Source organism: Streptomyces gossypii (genome assembly GCF_025165795.1).
Classification (GTDB): domain Bacteria; phylum Actinomycetota; class Actinomycetes; order Streptomycetales; family Streptomycetaceae; genus Streptomyces; species Streptomyces gossypii.
Genome location: NZ_JAJAGO010000011.1, coordinates 261,079 through 278,394, shown reverse-complemented (window position 1 = coordinate 278,394; position 17,316 = coordinate 261,079). Strand labels below are relative to the sequence as shown.

The following is a 17,316-nucleotide window of genomic DNA, read 5'->3' as shown; positions in this document are numbered from 1 at the left end:
GAACCGGGTTGTCAGTGGCGTCCGCTTGGATGTGCCCTATGACTGTTCACGATGTTGCCGGGATGCTGCCTGACAGCCCGATCGTGCGGGACGTCTGCTGGTCGACCGCCATGGTCGAGGCAGTACTGCTGCACCCGGATGGTGAGCGGTACCACTCCTTCAGCGCCAGCTGGCCGGAGACCGAAGAGCTCGCCTAGGGTCTGCCGCCCGCGAAGGCGGCCCGCGCAACGGATGGAGACACTCATGAGCATGACCAGGAGCACGGAGACGCAGCCGCCTTCGCCGCACGCTGCCGACCGCCACGGTGTGGTGCGTGTGCACGGCGCGCGTGTGAACAACCTGAAGGACATCCATGTCGAGATCCCGAAGCGGCGGCTGACGGTGTTCACCGGCGTCTCGGGCTCGGGCAAGAGCTCGCTGGTGTTCAGCACGATCGCCGCGGAGTCACAGCGGATGATCAACGAGACCTACAGCGCCTTCGTGCAGGGCTTCATGCCGACGCTGGCCCGGCCCGAGGTCGACGTGCTCGAAGGGCTGACGACCGCGATCATCGTCGACCAGGAGCGGATGGGTGGCGACCCCCGGTCCACGGTCGGCACCGCGACGGACGCCAACGCGATGCTGCGGATCGTCTTCAGCCGGCTCGGGCAGCCGCACATCGGCTCGCCCCAGGCGTTCTCCTTCAACGTCGCCTCCATCAGCGGCGCGGGCGCGGTCACGCTCGAGCGGGGCGGGAAGACGGTGAAGGAGCGGCGCAGCTTCAACATCACCGGCGGCATGTGTCCGCACTGCGAAGGCCGTGGCAAGGTCTCCGATATCGACCTCACCCAGCTCTACGACGACTCCAAGTCGCTCGCCGAGGGCGCGTTCACCATCCCCGGCTGGAAGTCGGACAGCTTCTGGACGGTGCGGGTCTACGCCGAGTCGGGCTTCGTTGACCCGCACAAGCCGATCCGCAAGTACACCAAGCAGGAGATGCAGGACTTCCTCTACCGGGAACCGACGAAGGTGAAGATCGAGGGCGTCAACCTCACCTACGAGGGGCTGATCCCGAAGATCCAGAAGTCGTTCCTCTCCAAGGACCGGGAGGCGCTGCAGCCGCACATCCGCGCCTTCGTCGACCGCGCGGTCGCCTTCAGCGACTGCCCCGAGTGCGGCGGCACCCGGCTCAGTGAGGCGGCCCGGTCATCGAAGATCAACGGGATCAGCATCGCCGACGCCTGCGCCATGCAGATCAGCGACCTGGCCGAATGGGTCCGCGGAGTCGAGGAGCCGTCGGTCGCGCCGCTGCTCGGCGCGCTGCTGCACACCCTCGACTCGTTCGTGGAGATCGGGCTGGGCTATCTCTCGCTCGACCGGCCGTCGGGCACGCTGTCGGGCGGCGAGGCGCAGCGCGTCAAGATGGTCCGCCACCTCGGCTCCTCGCTCACCGATGTCACCTACGTCTTCGACGAGCCCACCTCCGGCCTGCACCCCCATGACATCCAGCGGATGAACGACCTGCTGCTGCGGCTGCGGGACAAGGGCAACACGGTGCTCGTCGTGGAGCATGAGCCGGAGACGATCGCGATCGCCGACCATGTCGTCGACCTCGGCCCTGGCGCCGGTACGGCGGGCGGCACCGTCTGCTTCGAGGGCACCGTCGAGGGGCTGCGAGCCGGCGGTACTCTCACCGGCCGCCATTTCGACGACCGGGCCGCTCTCAAGGAGGCGCTGCGGAAGCCCACCGGCATGCTGGAGGTCCGCGGCGCGAAGTCGCACAACCTGCGCGACGTCGACGTCGACATCCCGCTCGGGGTGCTCGTCGTCGTCACCGGTGTCGCCGGCTCCGGCAAGAGCTCACTGCTCCACGGCTCGGTGGCCGGGCAGGACGGAGTGGTGTCCATCGATCAGGGTGCGATCCGCGGCTCGCGGCGGAGCAACCCGGCGACGTACACCGGACTGCTCGAACCGATCCGCAAGGCCTTCGCGAAGGAGAACGGCGTCAAGCCGGCGCTCTTCAGCGCCAACTCCGAGGGCGCCTGCCCGAACTGCAAGGGCGCCGGCGTCATCTATACCGATCTGGCAATGATGGCGGGCGTCGCGACCACCTGCGAGGAGTGTGAGGGGAAGCGGTTCCAGGCTTCGGTGCTGGAATACCACCTCGGCGGCCGTGACATCAGCGAGGTGCTCGCGATGTCCGTGGCCGAGGCCGAGGAGTTCTTCGGCGACGGTGAGGCGCGCCTTCCGGCCGCGCACGCGATCCTCCGCCGGCTCGACGACGTCGGGCTCGGCTACCTCCGTCTGGGCCAGCCGCTCACCACCCTGTCCGGCGGCGAGCGTCAGCGGCTCAAGCTGGCCACCCGCCTGGCCGAGAAGGGCGGCGTCTACATCCTCGACGAGCCGACCACCGGCCTCCACCTCGCCGACGTCGAGCAGTTGCTCGGTCTGCTGGACCGGCTCGTCGACTCCGGCAAGTCCGTCATCGTCATCGAGCACCACCAGGCGGTCATGGCGCACGCAGACTGGATCATCGACCTCGGCCCCGGCGCCGGCCACGACGGCGGCCGGATCGTCTTCGAGGGCACGCCCGCCGATCTCGTCGCCGCCCGCTCCACCCTCACCGGCGAACACCTCGCGGCCTACGTCGGCCCCTGACCGAGGCCCAGGCCCGTCATGACTGCGGTTCTCGCGCGACGCCGGCGAGAACCGTGGTCACGACCTTGCGGACGTCCGCTGCCTTCGGCGGGGCGGTCTCCCGGCCGGCGAAGAGCAGGTGCCCGCTCCCGATCAGCGTGAGCGCGAGTGTGTCGATGTCCGCATCCGCCGCGATGCGGCCCAGTTCGCGCTCGGCGGTCAGGTACGAGGCGATCATGGCCGTGGCTTCCGTCAGGACGGGGACTCCGGACGGCCTGTCCCGGCGCAGTCGGGCGCGCAGCTCGTCCCGGGCGGTGATGAGGCCGATGATCGCCACAGCGACGGATTCGAACAAGGCCGTCAGTGCGCCGGTGAGGTTGCCTGCGACGCTGCCGCTCCCGGCGGAGGCGCACAGGGCGGCGGCCTCGCTGTCGATCCGGCCGGTGCGGTCCCGCACCAGCTCGGTGAGGAAGGCGTCGAAGTCGGTGAAGTGCCGGTGCAGCACGCCCTTGGCGCAGCCTGCCTCGGTGGTGACGGCTCGGCTGGTCAGCGCGTTCGGCCCGTCCCGGAGCAGGATGCGCTCGGCGGCGTCGAACAGTTGCTCGCGCGCGTCGCGGAGGGCCACTCCCGTCGGCATCGGGTGTCTCCTCGTTCTCCCGCAGGTCTACCCGTTGATGAGTGGGCAACTGCCCACTATGGTGGGCGCATGCCCACTATACCGCCGGGACGAGCGCGGTCCGCCGAGCGCGAACCTCACGAACACCGCGAGATGGCTGAGTCGTTCGGCTCGGACGCCGAACGCTACGACCGGACCCGGCCGCGCTACCCGGACGCCATGGTGGAGCGGATCGTCGCCGCAAGCCCCGGGTGCGACGTCCTCGACGTCGGCTGCGGGACGGGCATAGCCGCCAGGCAGTTCCAGGCGGCGGGCTGCAAGCTGCTCGGGGTCGATGTCGACGCGCGGATGGCTGAGCTGGCGCGGCGGACCGGGGTGAAGACCGAGGTGGCCGCGTTCGAATCGTGGGCTCCCGTCGGCCGGTCATTCGACGCGGTGATCGCCGGACAGACCTGGCACTGGGTGGACCCGGTCGCAGGAGCGGCCAAGGCGGCGCGGGTGCTGCGGCCCGACGGCCGACTGGCGCTCTTCTGGAACGTGTTCCAGCTCCCGCCCGGTCTGGACGAGTCCCTCTCCGCGGTCTACCGGCGGGTGCTGCCCGACCAGCCGGTCTACCACCGGGTGGCGCCCGGTCCGGACGGGTACTCCCCGTTGTTCGCCAAAGTGGCCGACGGGATACGGCAGGTGGGCGCGTTCGGAGCCCCTGAACGGTGGCGGTTCGACTGGGAGCGGTCCTACACTCGAGACGAGTGGCTGGATCAGCTGCCTACCTTCGGCGGCCACAGCGGCTTCCCGCCTGCGAAGCTGGAAGAGCTGCTGGCGGGCATTGGTGCCGCCGTCGACGCGGTGGGTGGCAGCTTCACGATGCGTTACACGGCCGTGGTGGTCACCGCGGCGGTGAACGGCGCCACCTGACCCGGCCTACGGCCTCACCGGGAGCCTGCGGCCATGTGTCTTCACTCGAATGGATGGCTTCCGCCGGAGGGGCGTTCGGCCGCCGTCGACACTCCTGAGGGCTGTCCCGTGATCCCTGGAGGATCAGGCGCGGCGTCAGATGCGGTGCTTCGCAAGGCGGAGGGGCGTCCTCATACCGGGCGTGTCCGGGCGTTCCGGCAACGCAGCGAGGTGCCGTAGCTGTCGTCGTGCGCCCGCCAGGGATTACGGACAGCCCTTAGTGTGACCCTGTGGTCACATCCCGCCACGAAGCTGCGCACCGGATCTTCCAGGACTGCCCGGAGCTGCTCACCCCCGTCTTCGGAATCCTGGGGGTGCCGCGGTACGAGCCCTGGGAGCGGTTTCGACGAAGAGGGCTGGGAGACCGCCCGCCCGCGTTACCGCGGGGCCTGCCAGTGGGGGTTTCGGCCTGCCAGGCCGAGGAGGCGGTCGAGGGGCGGGGCGTCTGCCGGGACGTCGACCGGGGGGCCGAACAGGTCAGCGGGGGCGTCCGGTTCCTCGGCTTCGCCGGCTGACTCGGCGGAAGCCGCCGGGGTCAGGAAGGCGATCAGCTCGCGCACGCTCGGCTCGTCTCCCTCGTACTCCTGCCGGGTTGCCCGCGCGAGGTCCCAGCCGTGCAGCATGATCTCGTTGAGCGCGACGCGGCCAGCCGCCTCGCCGGGCAGCGTGACTCCGCCTGCCTGGGTCATTCCCTCCCAGGCCGCGGGGCTGCGCCAGGCGGCGGCGACCTCCTCAAGGTGCCGGGGAAGCTGGGTTCGCCAGTCTGCCGGCAGCTCCGGCGGCGGGCCGTCCGGTGAGGTCGCGGTCGTCGGGCCCAGCGTCTTCGAGGCCGCGTCGCGGAAGGCGATGGTCAGGCCGATCAGGTGGCTCAGCAGATCCCGCACCGCGTAATCCGCGCAGGGGGTGGGTGCCGACAACTGGTCGTCGGTGATGTTGTCCAGCAGCCGGGTCACCCGCCGGGCGGTCGGCTCCAGATCGGGCAGCTCAGTCATGGCGTGCCTGCCGTTCTTCTCAGAGGTTCGTGCGTCTCATGGGCGCTTCGTGCGCTGCCGGGCGGTGCTTGGAACCCGGGCGGCGCACGGAGTCTCGACATGCAGACGGTCGGGCGTGCCGGAAATCATCGCCCGCCCCGTCCGCCGACGGAGAGCGGGGAAGTGCGCCGTTGTCAGTGGTCGCCCATAGCATCCGGCCCATGAGCATGATCGGAGAGTACGCGCGAGTGACCTCGGCCGAGTTGGACCGGGCCATCAACGATCCGGAGTGGGCGCTGGGCTTTGTCGAGGAGCTGATCGACGGGGAGGCGGACGAGCAGTCGGATCCGTCCGAGGCGCGCTTCCTGGACACCGACAAGGCGTGGGACGCCCTGGGGTTCCTGCTGCGCCGGGTGGCGTTCCCCGTCGACGTGGTGCATGGGGAGGAGGTGATTCCCGGTGCCGAGGACTGGGGTTACGGGCCGCCCCGCTACCTCACGCCGGAGCGGGTCAAGGTGGCCGCCGAGGCGTTCGCGGAGGTGTCCGGCGCCAGCCTCGTCGAAGGTGTGGCCCCGGAGGAGCTGGCCAGGGCGGACGTGTATCCGAGCATCATCTGGGAGCGGGGCGAGTCCCTGGATTACGTACGGGAGTACTACGAGTCGCTGACGCCGTTCTTCGCGGCGGCGGCCCGGGACGGAGAGGCGATGCTGATCTGGCTGGACTAGCCGGAGCCCGGAGCGGAGCGGAGCAGGCGCCGGGAGGCGGGGGACACCACGGGTGTCCCGCACTCCCGGCCGCCCGCGCGCCGTAGGTGTTACTCGCCCACGCCCGGCAGTCGGAAGGCGTCCGCGTGTTCCGCTACCCATTCGGCATAGGTGCGCGCGGGCCGTCCGGTGATCTGCTCGACGGTCGGGTCCACCGTGTATGCCGACGCCGGCGGATTCGCGTGCCAGCCGACGACGTAGTCGATGACGTCCTCGGGCACGTCCCTGTCCCGCAGCCGCTGGTTCGCCTGCTCCCTGGTGAGCTGGACGAGCTCGATGTCGTGGCCGGTCGCCGCGCTGATGATGCGGGCCTTGTCGTACATCGTCAGCGCCTCGGGACCGGTGAGGTTGTACGACTTCCCGCCGTGGCCGCCCTCCACCAGTGCGGTCGCGGCCACGGCGGCGATGTCCGCCTCGTGGACGGCGGCGCTCAGTACCTCCGGGAAAGCCTCCCGGATGACGCCCTCCTCGCGGACGGAGTTCACCCACTCCAGTGCGTTCGACATGAACTCGACCGGTTCCAAAATCGTCCACTCCCAGTCCGCCGCCATCACGGCGTGCTCTACCGGGCCCTTCATGCCGCCCCACAGCACCGTTGCCCGCCGGACCCCGGCTTCGACGGCGAGCTTCACTATCTCGGGGCCGGTCTCCAGCGGAGTGCTGTCCGAATAGGTCAGCAGGTGCAGGGCGGTGGCACCGTCGAGTGCCTGCCGCAGGGAGTCGGGCCTGGTCAGGTCGCCGGAAACCGGCTGCACCCCGTCTGGCAGGTCCGCCCTCTCCGGGTCGCGGGTCAGGGCCCGTACCGGCTGACCGGCCCGAGCGAGCTGACCGACCAGTTGGCGGCCGACGTTACCGGTCGCTCCGGCCACAAGAATCGTCATGGTGGTTCCCCTTCGCCCGTGCTGCGTGCTGTTGCCGTCCTCTGCGGCGGCACTGCGAAGCTATTTCTTCAAGTGCGGTTCAAGTCAAACATCCGTGTGCGAATGCGGTGTCGCCGCCAGCCGCTTGATCGCCGGCTGCACGGTGCCGTCCGCGATGGGGCGCACATGCCCGGTGAGGTGGGCGCGGGCGCAAGATGATGATCGGGTGTCAGGGTGTCAGGGTGTTCAGGGAGCGCCCGGCGGGGCGGCAGCGGCGTACCCAGTAGGCGTAGGTGAGCGCCAGCACCAGCGGCCCGAACAGCGTCCCCGGGGTGATGCACGCCGTGGCCAGCGCATCCCACCAGCCGTTGTCGTAGCCGGCGCTGGATCCGACGCCGAACCAGGAGACCCATGTCGGCGCCCAGAAGGCGGTGGCACCCAGACCGCCGAGCGTCGCGGGGACGATCGCCGCGTACGGCGGGATGTGCCGGTCGCCGATGACCGGCACCCACGAGGGGACGACCTCACCCCATCGCCGGACCAGGCCGAAACAGAGCAGCGCCAGGGCCTCCGTGACCAGACTCAGCCCGAGGACGTAGGGGATGGCCAGCCACACCGCCGGCATGCCCCCGTCCATGTCCTCCATTCCCATGTCGAAGCCGACGGCGAACGGCAGCCGCCACAGGCACTGGGGCAGCAGGATCAGAGGGATCAGGTGGGCGGTGATCTCCGCCCGTCTCGGTACGGGGTGCTCGGTGCCCACGGGGGCGGTGGTGGGAGTGGGAGGCGGGGGTGTGGGTGTGGCCATGCCCTCAGCCTTCTCGCCCGGAAGTCGCTGGTCGTCAGCCTCCGGGCTTGAGCGCATACGCCGCCGGAATGACGCGGGGGCGGGCCATGATCAGCCTGGAGAGCTAGTCGGCGGTCCCGCGTAAGTACCCACCGCTGCGGCCGACGCCGCGTCGCGGGCGGTCTGTTCGGCGAGTGGCAGGTCCGGTGCGGTGCGGAGCAGCAGCAGTTGGTGGAAGAGCGGTGCGGTGGCGGCGATGAGCAGCCGTCGCGCGTCCGTGTGCTCCGGGATCTCGCCGCGTCGTGTCGCACGGCTGACGACGGCCTCGCAGCGTCCGTACCGGTCCTCCCAGAACCTGCCGAGCGCGTCTGCGGCCTCGGCGGAGCGGAAGGAGGCGGCGATCAGGGCCGTGGTGAGCGGTGGGCCGGTGGTGAGGGCCGTGTGGACCTCGCGGTTCATCGCGGTGAGGTCACCTGCCAGGGAGCCGGTGTCGGGGGGCTGCCAGTCGTCGTCGGCCGCCGCGTCGAGGACGTCCGCGAGCAGCCCGCCGACCTCGCGCCACCGCCGGTAGACGGTCGTACGGTGCACGCCCGCGCGGGCGGCGACGGCGTCGACGGTCAGTTCGTCGTACCCGTGCTCCACGAGCTGTGCGCGCACGGCGTCGAGCACCTGGGCGCGGATGCGGGCGCTGCGGCCTCCCGGCCTGCGGGCGGGCTGGGGCTGCTCCGCCGGGAATGCCGTTGACCTCGGGGGCGTTGCCATGGCAACATATTAACGCAATTATTGTCGCACTAGTGGAGTCCATGATGCTCTTCCGCAGCATTCACCCGGTCCCGCGGCCCTCGGCGGTCGCCTCCTCCCCGAATGCTCCGGAGCGTCCACTTGCCTGCTCAACTCACCGCACGCGCCGTCACCAAGGCGTATAACGGCCGAATCGTCCTCGACGGAGTCACCTGCTCGATCGGTCCGGGCGAACGCACCGGGATCATCGGGGAGAACGGCTCCGGCAAGACCACACTGCTGCGCCTCCTCGCCGGGCGGGAACAGCCCGACGACGGCGAGATCGTCCGCAGCGCCGAGGGCGGCATCGGCTACCTCGCGCAGGACGAGCCGCTGCCGCCGCACCTGACCGTGCAAGACATCATCGACCGCGCGCTGAGCGGACTGCGCGCCATCGAGAGCCGCATGCGCCGCCTGGAGGCAGCCATGGCCTCGGGCGACAGCGCGAGCCTCAGCGCGTACGGCGACCTGATGACGGTCTTCGAACTCCGCGGCGGCTACGACGCCGAAGCCCGCGTCGAGCGCGCACTGCACGGCCTCGGCCTGTCCCGGCTGCGCCGTGACCGTACGGTGGGCGCCCTCTCCGGCGGCGAACAGGTCCGGCTGCGCCTTGCCTCCCTGCTCTCGTCCGGGCCTGAGGTGCTGCTGCTGGACGAGCCGACGAACCACCTGGACGACAATGCGCTGACCTGGCTGGAGGACCATCTGCGCACCCGGCGCGGGACCACCGTCGCCGTCTCCCACGACCGGGTCTTCCTGGAGCGCACCGCGACCAGCCTGCTGGAGGTGGACGCCGACCGCCGCAGTCTGGCGCGGTACGGCAACGGCTACGCGGGCTTTCTCGCCGAGAAGTCGGCCGCCCGCCGGCGCTGGATCCAGGCGCACGACCAGTGGACGGCCGATACTGTACGGCTCCGCGAGGCCGTCGCGACCACCGCCCGGCGGGTTGCGCCGGGGCGGCCGATCAAGGACGGCAACAAGATGGCGTTCGACCGGGCCGGGGGCCGGGTGCAGCAGTCCCTGGCCAGCCGGGTGCGCAACGCGGAGGAACGGCTGCGCCGCCTGCTGGCCGATCCGGTACCGGCCCCGCCCGAACCACTGCGCTTCACCCCGTCGTTGCGGGCCGGGCCCCCTCCGCAGGAGGGCGGCACGGGCAGCAGCCGCAGCACCCTCGATGCGGTCGGCATCGAGGTCGACGACCGTCTGGCACCGGTGAGTCTGACCCTGGCGGCGGGCGACCGGCTGCTGATCACGGGGCCCAACGGGGCGGGCAAGAGCACCCTGTTGCGTGTGCTTGCCGGTGATCTGGCCCCCGACGGCGGTCAGATCTCCCGGCGCGGCCGAATCGGCTACCTGCCCCAGGAGACCCCGGTCGAACGGCCGCACGACACCCTGCTGGAGGCTTTCGCCCGCGGCCGGAAGGGGCCTGCCTCCGCGGACGAGCACGCCGAACGGCTGCTGTCCCTGGGCCTGTTCGCGCCCGAGCGGCTCGCCATGCCGGTCGGGAAGCTCTCCACCGGGCAGCGGCAGCGGCTCGCACTGGCGCGGCTGCTCAGCCAACCGGTCGACATCCTGCTGCTGGACGAGCCGACGAACCATGTCTCGATCGCTCTCGTCGAGGACCTGGAGGCGGCGCTCGCGGAGTTCGACGGCACGCTCGTCGTCGCCAGCCATGACCGCAGACTGCGCCAACGATGGCAGGGCACCCACCTGGCGCTACCCGCCCCGCAATCCCGCAAGGAGGCATCCCCGATGACCGCAGGCACCCCCCGCCGGCCCGCAGACCCCGGCAGCGCGGCCGGTCCGGTCACCCACATTCCCGTCGCCGACGCGGCGGCTGGTCCGTACGCGCTCACCGCGGGCCCCGACGGCGCGCTGTGGATCACGCTCGTGCACAGCGGCGAGGTCGCCCGCCTCACCGTCGACGGCCAGGCGGATTCCCAACCGGGCGGACGGGTCGACCGGTTCGCGCTCGACGTCCCCGCCTGCGGCCCGACGATCATCACGCCGGGCCCGGACGGCGCCCTGTGGTTCACCCGCAGCCAGGATCACCGGATCGGCCGCATCACGACGGACGGAAAGGCAAGCTCGTACCCGCTCCCCACCCCGGACTGCGGCCCGTTCGGCATCGTGACCGCCCCCGACGGTGCGCTGTGGTTCACGCAGCTGTACGCCGACCGCATCGGCCGCATCACGACGGACGGTGAGGTGAGGGAGTTCCCGCTGCCCGTCAGCGGCGCCTTCCCGTCGATGATCACCAATGGCCCGGACGGCGCCCTGTGGTTCACCCTGAACCAGGCGGACGCGGTCGGCCGGATCACTCTCGACGGTGAGGTCACGCTGCATTCTCTGCCCACGGAGGGGGCCGCACCCGTGGGCATCGCCTGCGGCGGGGACGGCGCGCTGTGGTGCGTCGAGATCGGCGCCGGGCAGGTGGCACGCATCAGCGCCGCCGACGGCCGTGTCGACGAATTCCCGCTGCCCGACCGTACGTCCAGGCCGCACGCCATCGTCGCAGGCCCGGAGGGTGCCTGCTGGTTCACCGAGTGGGGTGCCAACCGCATCGCGTCGGTCACCCCCGCCGGGCACATCGAGGGGTACGAACTGCCCGCCCCGGCCTCCGAACCGCACGGCATCGCGGTCGGTCCGGACGGTGCTCTCTACGCCGCCCTGGAGACCGGCCACGTCGCCCGGCTGGCACGGTGACGGGCGTGCACGGGGCGGGACTTCACGTGGGGGCGGTCACGGTTGCCGTCCGTGCCAGGCCACCACCTTGTCGATGTCCGAGGCGTCCGCCGGGACGGCCACCACCGGGCCGAACGGCACCCGGCCGCCCCGTGGTTCGGCCGGAATCAGCTTCATTTTCCGCACCAGGGAGCCGAGCACCTCCTGGTCCCAGGACGGGATCTGGCCGGTCGCCTTCGCGAGGTCCCAGGTGTGCAGGGTGAATTCGGTGGTGTAGACGCCGAGCAGGACCGTACCGGGCATCTCGCCGGCCGGCCCGCGGTGCGGACGGTCCAGGACGGCGGGTGCCGACCACACCTCCTCGGCCTCGTGGGCGGCGGCTTCCCACGCGAGGGGGTACTCGTCGTCGGCGAGCTCGTCCGCGACGTCCGGCACGGTGAAGAGGTCACCGTCGCGCCCGATCACGGACACCCTGCGCATGACGGCGACGAGATGGCCGGACAGCTGCCGGACGGTGTAGTCGGGACACGGTGTCGGGCCGTCGAGCTGCTCGGGGCGGACGGCGGCGAGCGTGCGCCCGCACAGGGCGACGGCCCGGGCGAAGCCGGTGCGGAGGTCGAGGGGTGCGGTCTCTGCGCTGTGCGCGGTGTCGGTCATGGCCTCATCCTCGGGATGTAACCGGCCACCTTCTGGCCAGTTTCCCAGGAAAGAATCACCGGCAGAGAATTACCGGCAGAGAATCACCGGCATGGGAAATGAGCGGTATGAAAGCTGACCGCCTGGTGGCGACGCTGCTGTTCCTGCAGACCAGGGGCCGTGTGACCGCGGCGGAGGTGGCCGCTGAGCTGGAGGTCTCCGAACGCACCGCGCGCCGCGACCTGGCGGCGCTGGCCACCGCCGGTGTCCCGGTCTACTCGCAGCGCGGCCGGGGCGGCGGCTGGGCGCTGGTCGGCGGGGCCCGTACGGATCTCACCGGGCTCACGGCGGGCGAGATCCGGGCGCTGTTCCTCGTCACGGGGCGGTCTCCGGCGACGCCCGAGCTGCGGGCCGCGCTGCGCAAGCTGGTGCGGGCGCTGCCCGCGACGTTCCGGTCCGACGCCGAGGCCGCCGCGCGCGCCGGGGTCTCCGACAGCACGGACTGGTCGGGCTCCGACCATGCGACCGACGGCCCGCACCTCGACGGGCTCCAGCGGGCGGTGCTGGCCGGGACGCAGATCCGGCTCGGCTACGCACACCCCGGCCGGGCCGCCGGCGAGCGTACGGTGCACCCCTTCGGCCTGGCCGACAAGGCGGGAGTCCGCTATCTCGTCGCGGGTACGGAGCGAGGGCTGCGGACCTTCCGGCTCAGCCGGGTCCTCTCCGTGGTGCCGACCGGCGAACCCGTCGTACGGCCGGAGGGTTTCGACCTGGCCGAGGCATGGCGTGCCCTCACCGCGCCGATGCAGCAGCGCATGGTCACGGCGACGGTGCGGGCCCGTGCGGAGCGGAGCGCGGAGATGGTGCTGCAGACGCTCTTCGGCGGGCGGCTGCGGATCGTGTGCGAACTCGCCGACGGCTGGATGGAGATCGCGGTCGACGGGCCGTCGCCGGAGGTCCTGGCGGCGCAGCTGGCCGGGCTGGGGGCGCGCGTCGAGATCCTCGCGCCGCCCGAGGCCCGGCGGCGGCTGGCCGTCCTGGCGGCGGAGCTCGCCGCGACGTACGGGCCTCCGCCGGAGGCGCCGGACCATCCGTAGCCCTTGGTCCCGCGGTGCGGGACTTCTGGCCGACCGGTGCGCGTCAGCCGCCGCCGGGTGTCCGGTACTCGTCCGAGAGCAACTCGTCCATGGTGACCCGGAGATGGCCGAGGAAGTCCTCGAACTTCCGGAGCTGTTCCGGGCTGTACCGCGCCATCTCGGCCGCCATCCGCTCGGCGTACGGACCGAAGAACTCTATGGCGCGCGGCCGGATTTCGGGGCTGCTGCGCAGTGTCACGACCCTGCGGTCGCTGTGCTCGCGGGTGCGGACCACGTGCCCGGCCTCTTCGAGGCGGTTCAGCAGGGCGGTCGTGGCACCGGACGACAGGGAGACGCGTGCGCTCAGCCGAGCGGGGGAGAGGGGTGACCCCTGGTCCTCGGCGTAAAGGATCTCGGTGAGGGCGGCGGCGTCGGTGGAGTGGAGCCCCAGCCAGGCGGCGAAGCGCTGGGTGAACTCGGTGTAGTTGGCGCCGAACGCGCGCAGCCCGTCCATGAGGCGGTCGCGCTGTGCCTCCAGGCCGTCGGGGTCGCGGGCCTCCGGGGTCTTCATTTTGACAACCTATCCCGGGCAATCTAGCTTCACGATAAAGATACTCTACAGTGGAGTTACATTGAGTGCCTCAACGGACCCCGCACGACCGGCACGAGCCGCACGATCCGCAGCGCCCGGGCGGCTCGCAGCCCCTGCGGCGTCCCCTTCCCCGCGCCAGTGGCTCGGCCTCGTCGCCGTGTCCCTGGGCGTGGCCCTGATCGTCGTGGACCTCACGATCGTCAACGTGATCCTCGCCCCCGTCATCGAGGACCTCTCGATCGGTTCGGTCGAGGCCCAGTGGATCCAGGAGTCGTACGCGCTCGTATTCGCCGCGCTGCTCCTGCTCGCCGGCCGCCTCAGTGACCTGTACGGAGCCCGCAGGCTGTTCCTGGCCGGGCTGCTGGTGTTCGGCGTGACGAGCATGCTGGCCGCCGCGGCCCCGAACGGGGGCCTGCTGATCCTCGCCCGGTTCCTCCAGGGCATCGGCGGGGCGATGATCCTGCCCACGTCACTGGCCCTGGTGAACGCGACGTTCACGGGCCGCGCCCGGGGCCAGGCGTTCGCCGTCTGGGGGTCGACCATCGGCGCCGCCGCGGCCCTCGGTCCGCTGCTGGGCGGCTGGCTCGCGGACTTCTCCTGGCGCTGGGCCTTCGGCGTCAACCTTCCGCTGGTCGCCGTGATCGCGGCGGGCGTGCTGGTCCTGCTGCCCGCGTCGCCCCGGAGGCCGGGGAGGGTGGACGTCCTGGGCAGCGCCCTGTCGGCCGTGGGGCTCGGCGCTCTGGCGTTCGCGCTGATCGAGGGGCGCAGCCACGGCTGGCTGAGGACGACCGAGCCGCTGCACCTCGGCGGGTTCGTGTGGCGCGACGGCCCCTCGCCCGCCCTCGTCGCGTTTGCCGCGTCGGTTCTCGCCCTGGGCGTGTTCTGGCGCCGGCAGGCGGTGCTCGGCCGGAACGGCGGCGGGCCGCTGATGGACGTACGGCTGTTCACCATCCCCTCGTTCCGCAACGGCAACGTCGTGACGCTGCTCGTCGGCCTCGGCGAGTTCGGCATCATCGCGGTGCTGCCGCTCTGGCTGCAGTTCGCCCTCGGTTACAGCGCGTTCGAGGCGGGGCTCGCGCTCGCCGCCCTCGCCGTCGGCAGTTTCTGCGCGAGCGGCGCGAGCTTCGCGATCACCGCTTCCGTCCCGGCGCTGGGGCAGGTGCGGATCGGTCTGCTGCTGGAGGCCGCGGGTCTGGTGCTGCTGGGACTCGTCGCTGCCACCGACAGCGCCTGGTTGCCGATCGCGCTCGCGCTGTTCCTCTACGGCGTCGGCGTCGGCTTCGCCACCGCACAGGTCACCAATGTCGTCCTCGTGGATGTGCCGGCGGAGAGTGCCGGGCAGGGATCGGGAGTCCAGAGCGCGGCGCGCGAGCTGGGTTCCGCACTGGGCATCGCTCTGCTCACCACGCTGTTCTTCAGCACTCTCGCCTCCGGCCTGCGGGAGCGTCTCACGGGCGACGGGTTCGCCGGTGGCGGGCTCACCGCCCGCGAGGCCGAGCAGTTCGGCGCGGTCGTGACGGACAGCGCCGGATCGGCGATCCCCGCACTCGCGGCCGATCCGCGTACGGCCGCGGCGGCGGACGCGGCGCGCGCGGCCATGACCAACGGGCTGGAGGTGTGCAGCTATGTCTGTGCGGGGCTGCTGGTGCTGGCGCTCGTGGCCACACTCTTCGTCGCTCCCGCGAACGGTGTCGAGACCGGGCAGGGGGCCGGGACGGAGGGCCGGGCGGAGGACGGTCCCCGAGAATGAGTTCGCCGCAGGATAATCCGCGACGGACCGGTTTCCGTATGCTGGGAGGCATGACCGCTATGGCTCGTACCCGCACCCAACCGGATCTGTCCTTCCTGCTGGACCACACCAGCCATGTGCTGCGCACCCGGATGGCGGCGGCGCTCGGTGAGATCGGGCTCACCGCACGGATGCACTGTGTGCTGGTGCACGCCTTGGAGGAGGAGCGCACCCAGATCCAGCTCGCCGGGCTCGGCGACATGGACAAGACAACGATGGTCGTGACCGTCGACGCCCTGGAGAAGGCGGGTCTGGCGGAGCGCCGCCCCTCCAGCAAGGACCGGCGCGCCCGGATCATCGCGGTCACCGAGGAGGGGGAGCGGACCGCGGCACGCAGCCAGCAGATCGTGGACGGGGTGCATCGGGAGGTACTGGGCGGGCTGCCGGGGGAGGAGGCGGACGTCCTGCTGCGGGCGCTGGAGCACCTGGCCTCCGGAGATCTGTCGACGCCGGCGGTGCCGGCCTGCGCGTCCGAGAAGCCGCAGTCGGCCCGAAGGGCGCGGCAGTCGGGGAAGTAGCAACAAGAAGATCCGAAGAGGATCGTCTACAACAAAACTATCTGCTACGGTCTCCCTTGTTGATCCCGCATCTCGACAGGGGAGAGCCCATGTCCGCCCGTTCCGCCCGGCCTTCACCCGACTCACCCGTCTACCCGGACGGGCCGGCTTCCGCGGACTCGCCCGCCTCGTCGCGGCGGCGCGGTCTCGCGCTCGGGGTGCTCGCCGCGGGGATGCTCATGATCATTCTCGACGGCAGCATCGTGGCCGTGGCGATGCCCGCCATCCAGGACGACCTGGAGTTCACCCCCGCCGGTCTGAGCTGGGTCGTCAACGCCTACCTGATCGCCTTCGGCAGCCTGCTCCTGCTGGCCGGACGCCTCGGCGACCTGATCGGCCGCAAACGCATGTTCCTCGCGGGCACCGGGGTGTTCACCGGCGCCTCGATGCTGGCAGGCGCCGCCACCACCCCGGCCGTACTGATCGCCGCCCGCTTCCTGCAGGGAATCGGCAGCGCGATGGCCGCCGCCGTCAGCCTGGGCATCCTCGTCACGCTGTTCACCGAACCCAAGGAACGCGCTCGCGCCATCGCCGTCTTCAGCTTCACCGGAGCCGCCGGAGCCTCCATCGGACAGGTCCTCGGCGGGGTGCTCACCGATGCGCTCAACTGGCACTGGATCTTCTTCATCAACCTGCCCATCGGGCTCGCGACCCTCGCGCTCGCAACCGCCGTCCTGCCCGGCGACCGGGGCGTGGGACTGACCGCCGGAGCCGACATCCTCGGCGCGCTGCTCGTCACCTCCGGGCTGATGCTGGGCATCTACTCGGTCGTCAGGGTCGAGGAGAACGGCTGGATCTCCTCGTACACCCTGGGCTACGGAGCCCTCGCCGCCGTGCTGCTCATCGGCTTCGTCGCCCGCCAGGCCACCGCGAGAACGCCTCTCATGCCGCTGCGGATCTTCCGTTCGCGCAGCGTCTCGGGGGCCAACCTGGTGCAGATCCTGCTGGTCTCCGCGCTCTTCGCCTTCAACATCCTCATCGCCCTCTACCTCCAGAACGTGCTCGAATACAGCGCGGCCAGGACCGGACTGGCGATGCTCCCGGCGGCGGCCGTCATCGGCGCGGTGTCACTGGGCGTCGCCGCCCGGCTCAACGCCCGCTTCGGTGAACGCAACGTCCTGCTCGCGGGCCTGGTGCTGCTGATCGGCGCACTCCTGCTGCTCAGCAGGCTGCCCGCGGACGCCGACTACGTGACCGACGTACTGCCGGTGATGCTGCTGGCCAGCGGTTTCGGGCTGGCTCTTCCGGCCCTGACCACTCTCGGAATGTCCGGTGCGGGGGAGGAGGACGCCGGGCTCGCCTCCGGACTCTTCAACACCACCCAGCAGATCGGCGGGGCGCTGGGCGTCGCGGTACTGTCCACGCTGGCGGCCTCCCGTACGGAAAGCCTGCTCGCCGAAGGTGACAGCCGCGCCGAGGCGCTCACCGGCGGCTACCAACTGGCCTTCGCGGTCGGCGCGGGCTTGGTGGTCGCCGCGTTCGCCGCCGCCCTCCTCGTACTGCGCCAGCCCACCGCGGGCTCGGGCCACCCGGCCACGGCTGCGGCCGACGGTGCCGACGGTTTTGGTGAAGCGGGTGCTGCCGAGAAGCCGGCCGCACCCGCCAACGCCGTCTGAGCAGCACGCCCGCACCC

At 71.2% G+C, this 17,316-nt stretch carries 16 protein-coding genes and 1 pseudogene; 10 read left to right on the top strand and 7 right to left on the bottom strand.

From position 1 onward, the window contains the following. The first annotated feature begins 38 nt into the window (after nt 1-38). Entirely contained in the window at nt 39-197 is a 159-nt protein-coding gene (locus tag LHJ74_RS23805; protein ID WP_260220216.1) for a hypothetical protein, read from the top strand. Between the two features lie 52 nt (nt 198-249). After that, nucleotides 250-2,637, top strand: a complete 2,388-nt coding sequence (locus LHJ74_RS23800) for an ATP-binding cassette domain-containing protein (RefSeq protein ID WP_260220215.1) — start codon at nt 250-252, stop codon at nt 2,635-2,637. Between the two features lie 16 nt (nt 2,638-2,653). Here LHJ74_RS23800 and LHJ74_RS23795 read toward each other — a convergent pair whose 3' ends face one another. Beyond that, a complete protein-coding gene (locus tag LHJ74_RS23795) occupies nt 2,654-3,253 on the bottom strand; it encodes a TetR family transcriptional regulator (RefSeq protein ID WP_260220214.1) in 600 nt (199 codons plus the stop codon). A gap of 69 nt (nt 3,254-3,322) precedes the next feature. On the opposite strand from LHJ74_RS23795, the gene LHJ74_RS23790 reads away from it, so the two are divergent. After that, the gene (locus LHJ74_RS23790; protein ID WP_260220213.1) at nt 3,323-4,147 is read left to right on the top strand and encodes a class I SAM-dependent methyltransferase; all 825 of its coding nucleotides are present in this window, start codon (nt 3,323-3,325) and stop codon (nt 4,145-4,147) included. A gap of 416 nt (nt 4,148-4,563) precedes the next feature. Here the strand turns inward: LHJ74_RS23790 and LHJ74_RS23785 are convergent, their stop codons facing one another. Next, on the bottom strand, nt 4,564-5,178 hold the full coding sequence (locus tag LHJ74_RS23785) for a TIGR03086 family metal-binding protein (protein WP_260220212.1): 615 nt from the start codon (nt 5,176-5,178) through the stop codon (nt 4,564-4,566). Between the two features lie 200 nt (nt 5,179-5,378). Here LHJ74_RS23785 and LHJ74_RS23780 point away from each other — a divergent pair, with 200 nt between their 5' ends. After that, nucleotides 5,379-5,882 carry a YfbM family protein gene (locus LHJ74_RS23780; RefSeq protein WP_260220211.1) on the top strand — a complete coding sequence of 168 codons (504 nt, stop codon included), beginning with the start codon at nt 5,379-5,381 and terminating at the stop codon, nt 5,880-5,882. An 89-nt stretch (nt 5,883-5,971) separates the two neighbouring features. Here the strand turns inward: LHJ74_RS23780 and LHJ74_RS23775 are convergent, their stop codons facing one another. The 3 genes from LHJ74_RS23775 to LHJ74_RS23765 all read right to left on the bottom strand — a co-directional run bounded on the left by LHJ74_RS23775 (nt 5,972) and on the right by LHJ74_RS23765 (nt 8,330). Then, the gene (locus LHJ74_RS23775; RefSeq protein WP_260220210.1) at nt 5,972-6,802 is read right to left on the bottom strand and encodes an NAD(P)H-binding protein; all 831 of its coding nucleotides are present in this window, start codon (nt 6,800-6,802) and stop codon (nt 5,972-5,974) included. Nucleotides 6,803-7,010: 208 nt separating this feature from the next. Next, the gene (locus LHJ74_RS23770) at nt 7,011-7,589 is read right to left on the bottom strand and encodes a hypothetical protein (RefSeq protein ID WP_260220209.1); all 579 of its coding nucleotides are present in this window, start codon (nt 7,587-7,589) and stop codon (nt 7,011-7,013) included. Nucleotides 7,590-7,679: 90 nt separating this feature from the next. Continuing rightward, on the bottom strand, nt 7,680-8,330 hold the full coding sequence (locus tag LHJ74_RS23765) for a TetR/AcrR family transcriptional regulator (protein WP_260220208.1): 651 nt from the start codon (nt 8,328-8,330) through the stop codon (nt 7,680-7,682). A gap of 102 nt (nt 8,331-8,432) precedes the next feature. Here LHJ74_RS23765 and abc-f point away from each other — a divergent pair. Together abc-f and LHJ74_RS34480 are read left to right on the top strand one after the other, a co-directional pair. Next, nucleotides 8,433-10,067 (top strand): annotated as a pseudogene (gene abc-f, locus LHJ74_RS34485) (ribosomal protection-like ABC-F family protein); the annotation flags it as partial. A 33-nt stretch (nt 10,068-10,100) separates the two neighbouring features. Then, nucleotides 10,101-11,054 (top strand): Vgb family protein, encoded by a 954-nt coding sequence (locus LHJ74_RS34480; RefSeq protein ID WP_375546825.1) that lies wholly within the window; start codon nt 10,101-10,103, stop codon nt 11,052-11,054. Nucleotides 11,055-11,090: 36 nt separating this feature from the next. On the opposite strand, the gene LHJ74_RS23755 is transcribed toward LHJ74_RS34480, so the two are convergent. Next, nucleotides 11,091-11,690 carry a TIGR03086 family metal-binding protein gene (locus LHJ74_RS23755; protein WP_260220206.1) on the bottom strand — a complete coding sequence of 200 codons (600 nt, stop codon included), beginning with the start codon at nt 11,688-11,690 and terminating at the stop codon, nt 11,091-11,093. Between the two features lie 107 nt (nt 11,691-11,797). On the opposite strand from LHJ74_RS23755, the gene LHJ74_RS23750 reads away from it, so the two are divergent. Beyond that, on the top strand, nt 11,798-12,766 hold the full coding sequence (locus LHJ74_RS23750; RefSeq protein WP_260220205.1) for a helix-turn-helix transcriptional regulator: 969 nt from the start codon (nt 11,798-11,800) through the stop codon (nt 12,764-12,766). A 43-nt stretch (nt 12,767-12,809) separates the two neighbouring features. Here LHJ74_RS23750 and LHJ74_RS23745 read toward each other — a convergent pair whose 3' ends face one another. After that, nucleotides 12,810-13,316, bottom strand: a complete 507-nt coding sequence (locus LHJ74_RS23745; RefSeq protein ID WP_260220204.1) for a MarR family winged helix-turn-helix transcriptional regulator — start codon at nt 13,314-13,316, stop codon at nt 12,810-12,812. Between the two features lie 178 nt (nt 13,317-13,494). Here LHJ74_RS23745 and LHJ74_RS23740 point away from each other — a divergent pair, with 178 nt between their 5' ends. From LHJ74_RS23740 to LHJ74_RS23730, 3 genes are all read left to right on the top strand, one after another. Next, nucleotides 13,495-15,087: an MFS transporter gene (locus LHJ74_RS23740; RefSeq protein WP_260220203.1), complete on the top strand. Its 1,593-nt coding sequence runs from the start codon at nt 13,495-13,497 to the stop codon at nt 15,085-15,087. A gap of 50 nt (nt 15,088-15,137) precedes the next feature. Continuing rightward, nucleotides 15,138-15,644 carry a MarR family winged helix-turn-helix transcriptional regulator gene (locus tag LHJ74_RS23735; RefSeq protein ID WP_260220202.1) on the top strand — a complete coding sequence of 169 codons (507 nt, stop codon included), beginning with the start codon at nt 15,138-15,140 and terminating at the stop codon, nt 15,642-15,644. A gap of 89 nt (nt 15,645-15,733) precedes the next feature. Further along, on the top strand, nt 15,734-17,299 hold the full coding sequence (locus tag LHJ74_RS23730) for a DHA2 family efflux MFS transporter permease subunit (RefSeq protein WP_260220201.1): 1,566 nt from the start codon (nt 15,734-15,736) through the stop codon (nt 17,297-17,299). Nucleotides 17,300-17,316: the final 17 nt, after the last annotated feature.

Coding starts and splice junctions, on each gene's coding strand:
- LHJ74_RS23730 (WP_260220201.1), top strand. CDS start 15,734: ATGTCCGCCCGTTCCGCCCGGCCTTCACCCGACTCACCCGTCTACCCG.
- LHJ74_RS23750 (WP_260220205.1), top strand. CDS start 11,798: ATGAAAGCTGACCGCCTGGTGGCGACGCTGCTGTTCCTGCAGACCAGG.
- LHJ74_RS23795 (WP_260220214.1), bottom strand. CDS start 3,253: ATGCCGACGGGAGTGGCCCTCCGCGACGCGCGCGAGCAACTGTTCGAC.
- LHJ74_RS23785 (WP_260220212.1), bottom strand. CDS start 5,178: ATGACTGAGCTGCCCGATCTGGAGCCGACCGCCCGGCGGGTGACCCGG.
- LHJ74_RS23780 (WP_260220211.1), top strand. CDS start 5,379: ATGAGCATGATCGGAGAGTACGCGCGAGTGACCTCGGCCGAGTTGGAC.
- LHJ74_RS23790 (WP_260220213.1), top strand. CDS start 3,323: ATGCCCACTATACCGCCGGGACGAGCGCGGTCCGCCGAGCGCGAACCT.
- LHJ74_RS34480 (WP_375546825.1), top strand. CDS start 10,101: ATGACCGCAGGCACCCCCCGCCGGCCCGCAGACCCCGGCAGCGCGGCC.
- LHJ74_RS23800 (WP_260220215.1), top strand. CDS start 250: ATGACCAGGAGCACGGAGACGCAGCCGCCTTCGCCGCACGCTGCCGAC.
- LHJ74_RS23805 (WP_260220216.1), top strand. CDS start 39: ATGACTGTTCACGATGTTGCCGGGATGCTGCCTGACAGCCCGATCGTG.
- LHJ74_RS23765 (WP_260220208.1), bottom strand. CDS start 8,330: ATGGCAACGCCCCCGAGGTCAACGGCATTCCCGGCGGAGCAGCCCCAG.
- LHJ74_RS23770 (WP_260220209.1), bottom strand. CDS start 7,589: ATGGCCACACCCACACCCCCGCCTCCCACTCCCACCACCGCCCCCGTG.
- LHJ74_RS23745 (WP_260220204.1), bottom strand. CDS start 13,316: ATGAAGACCCCGGAGGCCCGCGACCCCGACGGCCTGGAGGCACAGCGC.
- LHJ74_RS23775 (WP_260220210.1), bottom strand. CDS start 6,802: ATGACGATTCTTGTGGCCGGAGCGACCGGTAACGTCGGCCGCCAACTG.
- LHJ74_RS23735 (WP_260220202.1), top strand. CDS start 15,138: ATGACCGCTATGGCTCGTACCCGCACCCAACCGGATCTGTCCTTCCTG.
- LHJ74_RS23755 (WP_260220206.1), bottom strand. CDS start 11,690: ATGACCGACACCGCGCACAGCGCAGAGACCGCACCCCTCGACCTCCGC.